The sequence below is a fragment of the Sphingobacterium sp. E70 genome, assembly GCF_019285695.1.
Classification (GTDB): Bacteria; Bacteroidota; Bacteroidia; order Sphingobacteriales; family Sphingobacteriaceae; genus Sphingobacterium; species Sphingobacterium detergens.
The window spans coordinates 3977277-3989792 of record NZ_CP079104.1; the positions used below are offsets into that span (position 1 = coordinate 3977277).

6 protein-coding genes and 4 pseudogenes are annotated in these 12516 nt (G+C 38.8%); 3 read left to right on the plus strand and 7 right to left on the minus strand.

The window, feature by feature from the left end; translation table 11 throughout:
- Positions 1–174: 174 nt before the first annotated feature.
- Positions 175–4588: pseudogene (gene dnaE, locus KUH03_RS27955) on the plus strand (DNA polymerase III subunit alpha).
- Between the two features lie 124 nt (positions 4589–4712).
- Positions 4713–5033, plus strand: coding sequence for a thioredoxin (gene trxA, locus KUH03_RS27960; RefSeq protein WP_104385830.1), 321 nt, complete (start codon positions 4713–4715; stop codon positions 5031–5033).
- A gap of 476 nt (positions 5034–5509) precedes the next feature.
- On the opposite strand, the pseudogene rplI reads toward trxA, so the two are convergent.
- The 7 genes and pseudogenes from rplI to KUH03_RS27995 all read right to left on the minus strand — a co-directional run bounded on the left by rplI (position 5510) and on the right by KUH03_RS27995 (position 11472).
- Positions 5510–5952: pseudogene (gene rplI, locus KUH03_RS27965) on the minus strand (50S ribosomal protein L9).
- 15 nt (positions 5953–5967) lie between these two features.
- Positions 5968–6231, minus strand: coding sequence for a 30S ribosomal protein S18 (gene rpsR / locus KUH03_RS27970; protein WP_028071347.1), 264 nt, complete (start codon positions 6229–6231; stop codon positions 5968–5970).
- Positions 6231–6599, minus strand: coding sequence for a 30S ribosomal protein S6 (rpsF, locus tag KUH03_RS27975; protein ID WP_104385828.1), 369 nt, complete (start codon positions 6597–6599; stop codon positions 6231–6233). The genes rpsR and rpsF overlap by 1 nt, the downstream gene beginning before the upstream one ends.
- 146 nt (positions 6600–6745) lie before the next feature.
- Positions 6746–7623 (minus strand): annotated as a pseudogene (gene dapA / locus KUH03_RS27980) (4-hydroxy-tetrahydrodipicolinate synthase).
- A 36-nt stretch (positions 7624–7659) separates the two neighbouring features.
- Positions 7660–9654, minus strand: a pseudogene (gene ligA, locus KUH03_RS27985) (NAD-dependent DNA ligase LigA).
- 145 nt (positions 9655–9799) lie between these two features.
- A complete protein-coding gene (locus KUH03_RS27990) occupies positions 9800–10831 on the minus strand; it encodes a glycosyltransferase family 2 protein (protein ID WP_257087726.1) in 1032 nt (343 codons plus the stop codon).
- A complete protein-coding gene (locus KUH03_RS27995; protein WP_257087727.1) occupies positions 10828–11472 on the minus strand; it encodes a lysophospholipid acyltransferase family protein in 645 nt (214 codons plus the stop codon). The genes KUH03_RS27990 and KUH03_RS27995 overlap by 4 nt, the downstream gene beginning before the upstream one ends.
- A 311-nt stretch (positions 11473–11783) precedes the next feature.
- Between KUH03_RS27995 and KUH03_RS28000 the strand changes: the two genes are divergently transcribed.
- Positions 11784–12395 carry a WbqC family protein gene (locus tag KUH03_RS28000; RefSeq protein ID WP_257087728.1) on the plus strand — a complete coding sequence of 204 codons (612 nt, stop codon included), beginning with the start codon at positions 11784–11786 and terminating at the stop codon, positions 12393–12395.
- Positions 12396–12516 lie beyond the last annotated feature (121 nt).

Below are 12516 nucleotides of genomic sequence, written 5' to 3' on the forward strand. Positions count from 1 at the left end.
AAGTTCAAATATAGCAAATAAAGAAATAGTGTAACAGGTACAATATTAAATAGCTGTTAATACTTTTCGCAAAAATCTGACATAATCTTCCCTAAGAATTTCGTAAATTTCAAGTTCAAATAAATGTAAATATGCTTACATTTAATGTGTTGTATTAAAGAGGTTTAGAAATTTATGTATATTATTTTCGATACAGAGACGACGGGTTTGCCGAAGCGTTGGGACGCGCCAATTACGGATACGGATAATTGGCCACGTTGTATACAGCTGGCATGGCAAATTCATGATGAGATGGGGAATTTGGTCGAACATCAGGATTTTTTGATTAAACCAGATGGATTTGATATACCTTATGACTCGAAAAAATACATGGTATATCCACGGCATTGGCGGAAGAGAAGGGGTTCCCTTGCAGGTTGCTTTGGAGAAATTTAACATCGCATTAAATAGTGCAAAATTTGTAGTCGGACAGAACATTGGTTTTGACCTCAATATCATGGGCTGCGAGTTTTATCGTTATGGTGTAGAATCTAAAATGGCGAGCATGCCGGTTTTGGATACCTGTACCGAGGTAACGGCAGATTTATTGAAAATTCCCGGTGGTCGTGGTGGTCGATACAAGCTCCCGAATCTGACTGAATTACACTCCTATTTATTTGGCGTGCCATTTGCTGAGGCCCATAATGCCACTGCCGACGTTGAAGCGACAACGCGTTGTTTTCTTGAACTGGTCAGAAGAGAGGTGTTTACGGTGGAGGAACTCCAGGTTGATACCGGTTACTTCGTTGATTTCAAAAGGAACAATCCTGGTCCCGTTCCTACGACAGGACTTAAACATGTTAATTTAAAAGCCGCTTCTGATGAGATCAGAAAACGGGCTGAACCGGATGATGTTCGTGTTGTCGTAGATGCAGATACATTATCAGCACTTAAAGAAGCGAAATTCGCACATTTACATAACCATTCGCAATTTTCTATTTTACAGTCGACAATGTCCTATGACAAGTTAGTTTCGGCTGCCGTAAAGGATAATATGCCAGCTGTTGCGCTTACCGATCATGGTAATATGATGGGGGCATTTGAATTTGTTTCAGGGTCATTAGTCATAATAAAGAAGTAGAAGCACAGAATGCGGAAGCGCTGGAAAAAGGGGAGGAACCTACCGGTCAGCTCCTAAAACCAATAGTAGGTTGTGAATTCTTTGTTTGCGAAGATCATAAAGATAAATCCAGAAAGGATAATGGTTATCAGGTTGTTTTGTTGGCAAAAAATAAACGCGGTTATCATAATTTAGCTAAGTTGGCTTCTTTCGCCTATACCGCAGGATTCTATTATGTGCCCCGTATAGATAAAAATCTTATTCTACAGTATAAAGAAGATATCATTGTGCTTTCGGGAAACCTTCAAGGAGAAGTGCCCAGCAAAGTGCTTAATATCGGTGAAAACCAGGCGGAGGAAGCTTTGCAATGGTGGAAGGAACATTTTGGGGAAGATTTTTATCTGGAGCTCATGCGACATGGACAGGAAGATGAAGATCGGGTAAACCAGACTTTACTTAAGTTTGCCCGTAAATACGATGTTAAAGTTGTAGCAACCAATAATACCTATTACGAAAAGAAAGGGGATGCACATGCCCATGATATCCTTTTATGTGTAAAGGATGGCGAGAAGCTTTCTACACCAAAAGGTAGGGGGCGCGGGTTCCGTTTCGGATTGCCAAATCAGGAGTATTATTTTAAATCTTCTGACGAAATGAAGACCCTATTCAAAGATTTACCCGAAGCGATTCTGAATATACAGGAGATCGTAGATAAGGTGGAGATCTTCAAATTGAATCGAGATGTCCTGCTTCCAAAATTTGATATACCAGAAGAATTTCAGGTTGCCGAGGACAATGAAGATGGTGGAAAAAGAGGGGAGAATAAATATCTTGCTCACTTATGTTATGTTGGTGCAGAGAAACGTTATGAAGAGATAACAGCTGACATTCGGGAACGTCTGGATTTTGAATTAGCGACGATTGAAAAACAGGATATCCCGGGTATTTTTGATTGTACAGGATTTTATTGCTGCAGCACGTGACATGGGTGTTTCGGTTGGGCCGGGCCGGGGATCTGCGGCTGGGTCAGCTGTTGCGTATTGCCTTGGTATCACGAATATTGATCCCATAAAATACGATTTGCTATTTGAGCGTTTTCTAAATCCCGATCGTGTTTCCATGCCCGATATTGATATTGACTTTGATGATGAGGGACGTGGACGGGTCATGCAGTATGTAATCGATAAATACGGCGCCAGTCAGGTAGCTCAGATCATTACTTATGGTACAATGGCTGCCAAGTCTTCGATTAAAGATACTGCTCGTGTGCTGGATCTGCCTTTGGGAGATGCAAATGAAATCGCCAAATTGATTCCAAATCTGAAGTTATCCAAAATATTTACTTTGGATGATGCTGGTCTAAAGGAGAAGTTAAGAACAGAAGAGATTGAGGCCGTCAATCGCTTAAAGTCGATCGCTGATGGCGCCGGACTCGAAGCCGAAACGATTCGTCAGGCACGGGTATTGGAAGGCTCTGTCCGGAATACAGGTATTCATGCCTGTGGTGTGATTATCACGCCGGATGATATTACCAATTTCGTCCCTGTTTCTCTGGCAAAGGATTCCGATCTGTATGTAACCCAGTTTGATAACCACGTCGTTGAAAGTGCTGGCCTATTGAAAATGGACTTTTTGGGGTTGAAGACCCTTACGCTTATCAAGGATACTGTTGAGAATGTTAAATTAAGCCATGGTATCGTTTTAGATCCCGACAAATTTCCGATAGATGATGTATTGACCTACGAGCTTTTCCAGCGTGGTGAAACAATCGGTGTATTCCAGTATGAATCACCGGGGATGCAAAAGTACATGCGCGATCTGAAGCCTACGGTATTTGCCGATTTAATTGCGATGAATGCCCTATACCGTCCAGGGCCAATCGAGTATATCCCGAGTTTTATTAAACGTAAACATGGGATTGATCCTATTGTCTATGATTTGGATGCTTGTGAAGAGTATTTGAAGGAAACCTACGGGATTACGGTATATCAGGAACAGGTAATGCTTTTATCCCAAAAGCTGGCAGGTTTTTCCAAAGGTGATGCTGACGTCTTGCGTAAGGCGATGGGTAAGAAACAAAAGGCTGTACTTGATAAGATGAAGCCTAAGTTTGTTGCACAGGCAGAGGAAAAAGGGCATAATGCAAAAGTGCTGGAGAAAATCTGGACGGACTGGGAAGCTTTTGCGAGTTATGCGTTCAATAAATCACATTCCACCTGTTATGCTTGGGTAGCTTATCAGACAGCTTATCTAAAGGCGCATTTCCCTGCAGAGTATATGGCGGCGGTGCTTTCCAATAACATGAATGATATCAAACAGGTGACATTCTTTATGGAGGAATGTAAGCGTATGGGCTTGGAGGTACTCGGTCCGGATGTGAATGAGTCTTACTATAAATTTACGGTAAATGAACGTGGAGCAATTCGATTTGGTATCGGTGCTGTCAAAGGCGTGGGGGCGGGTGCTGTAGATGCCATTGTGCAAACGAGACAATCTGGATTGTATAAGTCTGTTTTTGATATGGCCAAACGTATAGATTTACGTGCGGTCAATAAAAAAGCTTTTGAGAGTTTGGCTTACGCCGGTGGTTTTGATAGTTTCGAAAGTACCCATCGCGCGCAGTATTTCCATACCGAGGATAATTCAACAGGTATGGAGAAAGCAATCCGATTTGCACAACGCTATAAAGAAAATGAAAACTCTGCACAGGCCAGCTTATTTGGTGCCGGTGAAGCTGCCGAGCTGCCTGAACCTGTATTGACACCTTGTCCACAATGGGGATTGATCGAGAAGCTTAAATACGAAAAAGATGTCATTGGTATATACCTGACAAGTCATCCATTAGATACTTATCGGTTTGAGATCGAACATTTTTGTCATAATCCGGTGTCAGACCTCTCCTTGATTAACAAAGCGAAAGCTGCAGAAGTAGATGAGGAGACATTACTCGAGTTTAATCGTATCAAAAACAAAGAATTAGTTATTGGCGGGATTATAGCTTCGGCAAATCATCGCCTGACTAAAAACGGTAAACCGTTTGCCTCCTTTATCATTGAGGACTACAGTGACTCTTATGATATGGCTGTGTTTGGGGAAGAGTATGTGAAGCTAAAGGGGTATTTACAGGAGGGGTATTTTGTTCAATTGCGCGGATTGGTTCAGGAGCGTTTTAGACAGGTCGGAAACTGGGGCTTTGAATTAAGAAGTGTGCAGCTGCTTTCTGAACTCCGCGAAAAGATGGCGAAGAGTTTTACAATTAATATTCCTCTGCCAAAGCTGAACGAAGAATTCTTAGATGGTATTAAAAATGTCTTAGCGCAGAACGAGATTGAAGGCGTTGTGCCAAATTGTCAATTGAAATTTAAAATCTGGGATCCTCAGGATGAAATCTCTGTCGAAATGCCAGCTAAAAGTCTGAAAATAAACCTTACAAATGAGTTTTTGGACTGTATAGACAAGTTTGAGGGGATTAATTACCGTTTGAACTAATTTGGATTAGATTTTGTGTAATTAAGATTACAATTACATTGACAGTTGTTACTATCTTTGTTTATTGATTTTAGCAATTAAGTAGTATCGTAAATATAACTTCGGTTTATAAAATTAAAAGATTATGGCATTAGAAATTACAGATAGCAACTTTGAAGAAGTTGTTTTGAAAGCGGACAAACCCGTATTAATTGATTTTTGGGCAGAATGGTGTGGTCCTTGTCGTATGGTTGGTCCTGTTGTTGAAGAATTAGCTAAAGATTACGAAGGTAAGGCTGTGATAGGGAAAGTAAACGTAGATGAAAATCCAGAAATTTCAGTTCGTTATGGTATCCGCAATATCCCTGCTTTATTGTTCTTCAAAAATGGAGAAATTGTAGATAAGCAAATTGGAGCAGTTCCAAAATCAGTTTTAAATGAGAAATTAGAGAAGCAATTAGCATAGTAGTTGTTGTTTCGATAAAAAGACCTGAAATATTTTTATTTCAGGTCTTTTTTTTTTTTTGATAATTCTTTTTGTTTTATCTGATTTAAATGAATTTTTTACATAAAAAATGTATTTTTAAGTTTTTTATGTGTTTTTCATTTAAATTTAGTGTTAATATTTGTGTTTTTGTGTTGTTTATGCTTATTTATCAAAATAAAATCAATTTTATTTTGATAAATGGATAATTTTTACTTCTTTTGAATATTAAAACGAGATAAAACTGTATATTTTTCTGATTTATTTGTTTTATTTATGTTTTTTATTGATATTTTGATATAAATAAAGATTTTCCCTTTCAAATACCCTAGATTATGCCTCGCGTTGTTCTCAGCAGCGCGAGTTTTTTTGTTTTAAGCAGGTGTAAGGAAGGTAAGCGAAAAAAAGCGGCTATCCATTGATAGCCGCTTTTGTATATTGTACTAAATAATATAAAATTATTCAGCGATTACTTCGAAAGGAACTTGAACTTTAACTTCTTTGTGTAAGTTTAAGTTAGCGATATATTCACCTAGTTCCTTAGGCTCAACTTCGAATGTAATACGACGACGATCTACATCAAAACCTTTTGCTTTCAATGCATCAGCAATTTGGATGCTATTTACTTTACCGAAGATTTTACCAGATTCACCTGCTTTAGCGCCAATTGAAAGTTTAATAGCTTCCAATTTACCAGCTAATTCAGTAGCGTCTTTTTGATTTTCTCTTGTTTGAACTGAGCTTGTTTGATGTTCTCAGCTAAAACTTTCTTTGCAGATTCAGTCGCTTGGATAGCAAATCCTTGAGGGATTAAGTAGTTACGACCGAAACCTGGTTTTACATTAACGATATCGTTTTGCTCACCTAAGCCTTTGATATCTTGTTTTAAAATTACTTCCATTTTCTATCGTCCTCCTTATTTAATTGCATCAGCTAAGTAAGGTAACAAACCGATGTGACGAGCACGTTTAACAGCTTGAGCTACTTTACGTTGAAATTTCAAAGATGTACCAGTTAAACGACGAGGTAAGATTTTACCTTGATCATTTACAAATTTCATCAAGAAGTTAGCATCTTTATAATCGATATATTTGATACCATTCTTTTTGAAACGACAGTATTTTTTACGGTTGTCCTCTACTTTAGGAGCAGTTACGTATTGGATATTTTCGTTAGCCATTAGTTTGCGCCCTCCTCAGTTTTAGTTTCAGCTTTTTTGTTGAATGCACCGCTACGTTTTTTCTCGTTGTAAGCTCTAGCATGTTTGTCTAAACTTACAGTCAAGAAACGCATAATGCGCTCATCACGTTTGTATTCAACCTCTAATTTGTTGATTAATTCACCTGGAGCCTTGAATTCAGTTAAGTGATAAAATCCAGTAGATTTTTTCTGGATTGGATACGCTAATTTTTTCAAACCCCAATTGTCTTCAGCGACAATCTCGGCTCCGCCTTCTGTTAAGATGTTTTTGAATTTTGCGATTACTTCTTTCGCAGCATCTTCAGAAAGCAACGGGGTAAGAACGATTACAGATTCGTACTGTTGCATTTTGTTAATTAATTTTGTTATTTAAAATTCCACATTTGTGGAAGTGCAAAGGTAGGTATTATATTGTTATATTGCAACGTTTGAAGCAAAAAAGTTTAGACCTCAAGCGAGATCTAAACTTTTTCAACAACAAACAAATTGATTGCTTAGTTCAATTTGCCCATTTCTTCAGCTATCGCTACTTGTGTTTTTTCACTGATACCTACCAATGGAAGGCGTAAAGTATCATGACCGATGCCTAATTTTTTAAGAATATATTTGACGCCAGCAGGATTTCCTTCGACAAAACAAAGATCTGTTAGCTGGAGTAGATCGTTATGGATTGCTCTTGCTTCATGATAATTCCCTTCTGCACATAATTTTGCCAGCTTGGCAACGCGTTTTGGAAATGCATTTCCAACGACAGAGATAATGCCAGCAGCACCGAGTGCCATCATGGGTAAAGTCACTGGATCATCTCCAGAGATCAATAGAAAATCTGCAGGTTTGTCCGTAAGATTTCGCTGAATTGAGCAAAATTGCCGGAAGCTTCTTTTATTGCAACAATATTTGAAAAATCATTAGCCAAACGTAGTGTCGTTTGTGCTGTCATATTACTACCCGTACGGCCCGGTACATTATATAATATAATAGGTAAAGGGGAAACTTGCGCAATAGCTTTATAGTGCTGATAAATTCCTTCCTGTGTCGGTTTGTTATAATAAGGTGACACAGATAAGATGGCACAAAAACCAGTCGGATCAAAAGCTTTGATCTGTTCTACAATCTCTGCTGTATTGTTGCCACCGATACCAGCAACCAAAGGAAGTCTACCGTTCACGCGCTTGACAGTGAAATCCCAGATACGCTTTCGTTCTTCTTTAGTCAGTGTGGCAACTTCTCCAGTTGTACCTAAAGAAACCAAATAATCCATACCCTCGTTGATTTGCAAGTCAATAAGTTGACCTAATGCCTCGAAATCAACAGATTCATCTGAGTTAAAAGGAGTGACCAATGCTACTCCTGCGCCGTGAAGCTCGTTCATCTTGTTTTTGTATTTATATAAATTTAATTAAAAATCCTATTTGGCATGAATAAGGTCTAAGAGATCCTTTTCATTAATCATCGGGACACCTAATTTTTCCGCCTTCGCTAATTTAGATGGTCCCATTTTATCTCCTGCAACCAGATAATTCAACTTTGCAGAAATCGAAGAAAGCATCTTGCCGCCATTGCTCTCAATCAGCTCTGCGAGCTGCTCCTGGAATAATCAGCAAATACACCTGAAATCAAAAAAGTCTTTCCGCTGAGATTTTCGCTTGCCAGAATGATTTCCTTTTCCTCAATTTCCAAATTTAAGCCATACTGTCTTAGGCTAATGAGTTGTTGCTGATGAATAGGGTTGTCTAAGTATTCTTTGACACTCTCCGCGATACGGCGTCCGATATCTTGTACCCCTTCAATTTCTTCCGTTGAAGCCTGAGCAAGAGCATCGATGTTCTTGAAATGCTGTGCTAGTTTTTTTGCGATTGTTTCGCCAACATGACGTATGCCCAAAGAAAACAACACTTTCTCAAAAGGTTTCTCTTTTGATTTCTCAATGCCCGCAAGCATATTGTCTATGGATTTTTGGCCAAAGCGTTCGAGTTGCTGTAAGTCTTCCTGATGATCTTTTAGACCGTAGATATCGACGATATTATGCAATAGTCCTTTTTGAAAAAGGTCTCTACTGTTTCATCGCCCATCCCCTCGATATCCATCATTTTACGCCCAATAAAATGCTGCATTTTACCGACGATCTGTGGAGGGCATCCTGTTTCATTGGGACAGTAGTGGACTGCTTCACCTTCCTGTCTAATTAATGCGGTGCCACATTCTGGACAGCTGTCTGGATAGACAAAGGCTGTTGCATCTGCTAATCTCTTTTCAAGGTTTACAGCAATGATTTTTGGAATGATTTCTCCACCTTTTTCTACATAGACGGTATCACCTTGATGTAAATCTAGCCGTGCAATTTCGTTGGCATTGTGCAGTGATGCACGTTTGACCGTTGTACCCGCCAACACTACAGGTTGAAGGTTAGCTACTGGAGTCACCGCTCCAGTACGCCCCACTTGGTAGCTAATGGTCTTGAGTGTTGTCTCAACACGTTCAGCTTTGAATTTATAGGATATCGCCCATCTTGGGTTCTTGGCCGTAAAACCGAGATCTTCTTGTTGGGCATAATCATTTACTTTGATAACGATCCCGTCGATTTCGTATCCAAGGTTATGTCGTTCGGTATCCCAATAGTCAATGAATTCAAAGACATCTGTCAGTGTATTACATTTTCTTGTGTGTTCACAAACAGGAAAGCCCCAGTTTTTCACACGTTCCAGGCTGTTCCAGTGATCGTGAAATAAATTGGTCCTATTGTCACAATACAGGAAATATAGAAAACAATCCAAGGGTCTTTTGGCAACCTCTGCCGAATCCTGAAGTTTTATTGTGCCCGAAGCAAAATTACGCGGATTGGCATAAGTCTGTTCTTCATTCTCTTCGCGTTCCTTATTCAGACGTAAAAACGCGGATTTATGCATAAATATCTCTCCCGAATTTCAAACTGTTCAGGGTAGTCACCTTCTTTGAGTCTGATCGGAATGGAGCGAATCGTTTTGACATTGCTTGTCACGACATCACCCTGTGTTCCATCTCCGCGGGTAACCGCTTTGCTCAGTATCCCATTTTCATAGGTGAGGCTAATGGAAAGGCCATCAAATTTTAATTCACAGACATACTCAAACTGATCGCCAATGATCTTGCGGATTCGCTGATCAAAGTCAAACAATTCTTCTTGGCTGTAGGTATTGCCCAAAGAAAGCATGGGCCAACGATGTTTTTCCGTTTTAAATTTAGATGTGATATCGCCACCGACACGTTGTGTAGGTGAGTTTGGATCAGCAAATTCTGGATATTGACGTTCCAGTGCTTCGAGTTCCTTTAACTTGAGATCGAAGTCATAATCTGAAATAAGACTATTCGCCAATACATAGTATTGATAGTTGTAATGATTAAGTTCTGCTGTTAAGTCTTTTATCTTTTTTCAATATCCATCGCCAACATGTTGCAAAATTACAAATAAAAAGTACGTTTAAATAAAATAAATAAAGAATCTTGTTGTAAAGAGTGCCTTATTTCTAAAATGCGTTTTTGTGCATTTTACGATCCGAACTTCAAATGCCTTATTTGAAATCCTTTGGATTCAATTGCGAAAATTTATGTTTATTATTCGTGTAAAAATCAATAATAATTGAATTATTGTATTGTCCTGTCTGGTTTTCTATCGCCGTATATTTCTTTCGTTTTCTAGCATTTTTAAAAATATTTAGGAAGAAATACTGATGCGCGCGACTGATCGCCCATGCATCTTTCGGCTTTCGGTCAATTAGAAACTTCATCAATGCGGCCAAATCGAACCAAAGCCGTAGGAAAATTATCCAAATTGCCTTACCCAAAGGTAGGTTCTTTTGCAACATAACGAGATTATTCCTGAAATTTAGGTAGGTCTTCTTGGGGTTGCTGGCATTTAATGTTCCGCCACCTACATGATAGACAACAGACGTTGGACAGTAACCTATACCATAACCCATTTTTTTCAATCGCCAACATAGGTCAATTTCCTCCATATGGGCAAAGAAATCTTCATCCAGGCCATTTGCTTCTTTCCAGGCTTTCTCGCGGATAAAAAGTGCGGCTCCTGATGCCCAGAAAATCTCGGATTCCTGATTGTACTGCTCATGGTCTTCCTCTACCTCATGTAAAATTCTTCCTCTGCAAAAAGGAAAACCAAAATAGTCCAGGTAGCCTCCGGCAGCACCGGCATGCTCAAATTTCTCCTTATTATGAAAGGATAGGATCTTGGGTTGTGCGGCAGCAATACCCGGATTACGCTCCATATATGTAATAACAGGCTCTATCCAGTTTTGGCTAACTTCTACATCTGAATTTAACAAGACATAATAATCCGCATCTACACGGTCCAGGATTTTGTTGTAACCACCGGCAAAACCATAATTCTTGTCGTTTTCAAGAATGGTAATGGTGGGATAGTACTGCTTAACAAACAGAATAGAATCATCATCCGATGCATTGTCTCCAATGACGAACTCAATATTTGGATAAGAACTGTTGTAAACAGAAGGTAAGAATTTCTCCAGGAAGAAACGACCATTCCAGTTCAGTATGACAACAGCTACTTTTGGTAATTTACTCATTTTCTACGTTTCCTTTTCCAGCGATTATGTGACCAAAGCCAATATTCGGGATTTTCACGAATTATTTGCTCCGCAAAGCGATTGTGCAAATCGGTTATTTCATGTTCGGCAAATTCAGAAGGGTCCTCTACCAAAGTCACAAACTTGCAGAAGTATTGTCCTCTTTTTGCCTTTCGGCCAATATAACAAAATACAACAGGGGCTTTGCTTATTCTTGATAGCCGCTCAGCTCCTGTATAGACCAATGTTTCTTGATTCAACCAATTGATAAAATAATCAGAGTCTGAATATAATGGGGTCTGATCAGCTACTAGCATACTAACATTGGGTTGCCCCTTCAATTTTACAATATGCCGGAGAATTTGTTTCATTGGAACCATTTCTGCACCAAAACGACCACGCATCGTATTGTAGACTGTATCAATATCCTTGTTGTTTAACGGTTTGTAAACAATCAATGTTGGAAAATCAGTGATCAAACTCAGACGGTGTATCCCGAGTTCCCAGTTGGCATAATGCGAGGTTACCCCAATCACATTTTTCCCGGCAGCAAGATGGCGCGTCAGTTCCTCTTCATTTTCTAATGTCATTTTCCGCTTGACTTCTTTGGCTGAAATCGTTTTTAGCTTAATGGATTCCACAAGTAAATCCGGAAAAAGCGGTAGAATTTTTTTGCTATTACCAATCTTTCAGCCTCGGTTTTTTTTCGGGAAAAGCGTTTTCTAAATTTTGGAATACGATACCCTTTCTATACCCTATCATATAATAGAGGATATAATAAAGCCCATCGGAAATCAAATATAGAAACCAATAGGGGAGAAGAGAGATGACATAGATTAATGCGTTTAACGCTTTTTGTTTCATGCTATAGCTAAAATTCCCAGTTGTATTTTACAAATATCCTTAAATTAAGTTATTTTTGCGTCACTTATAACAAAAATCATCAGTTTTTATGGAATCGCAGTTAATACTTCCAGCATGTTATCTTCCGCCGATATCTTATTTTCATACCATTCAGGAAAATAATCTCCCTATTGTAATCGAAAAATATGAACATTTTCAAAAACAAAGCTATCGTACGCGGGCGCGCATTGCTTCTGCCAATGGAGTACAGGATTTAATCGTTCCAATACAACATGGTAATAAGGAACGCGTCCCAATGAAAGATATCCGGATAAGTTATGAATTTGACTGGCAGCGCTTACATTGGTTAAGTATTCAGACCGCCTATCGAAGTTCTGCGTATTTTGAATATTATGAAGATGATTTTAATCGTTTTTATCAAGAAAAGTTCGATTATCTCTTGGACTTCAACGTTGCACAGTTGGAATTGATACTAAAATCAACTAAGCTAAAAAGAACAGTTTCTTTTACCGAGGAATATACGGTCAATGATGCGGACACGATCGATTATCGGGAAATCATACATCCGAAAAAGGAAAGTATATTGGTTGCACCCAAAGAGTACTATCAGGTTTTCTTGGATAAAAATGGTTTCTATCCAGATTTGAGTATTATCGATCTGTTATTTAATCAAGGTCCACAGTCCAAAAGCTATCTTTAAATTATTTTAGATACCTTGAACATTCTGCGTTTAATATTGTTCTTATTCAATATTAAACGCTTTTAAATGAATAGACTTCTTCTTGTTTTCGTTCTTCTTCCTTTGTTTAGCATTGCTACTT

Bases quoted from the DNA above. Each gene is read 5' to 3' on its own strand.
- KUH03_RS28000 (WP_257087728.1), top strand. From the start codon at position 11,784: ATGGAATCGCAGTTAATACTTCCAGCATGTTATCTTCCGCCGATATCT.
- KUH03_RS27990 (WP_257087726.1), bottom strand. From the start codon at position 10,831: ATGAGTAAATTACCAAAAGTAGCTGTTGTCATACTGAACTGGAATGGT.
- rpsF (WP_104385828.1), bottom strand. From the start codon at position 6,599: ATGCAACAGTACGAATCTGTAATCGTTCTTACCCCGTTGCTTTCTGAA.
- rpsR (WP_028071347.1), bottom strand. From the start codon at position 6,231: ATGGCTAACGAAAATATCCAATACGTAACTGCTCCTAAAGTAGAGGAC.
- trxA (WP_104385830.1), top strand. From the start codon at position 4,713: ATGGCATTAGAAATTACAGATAGCAACTTTGAAGAAGTTGTTTTGAAA.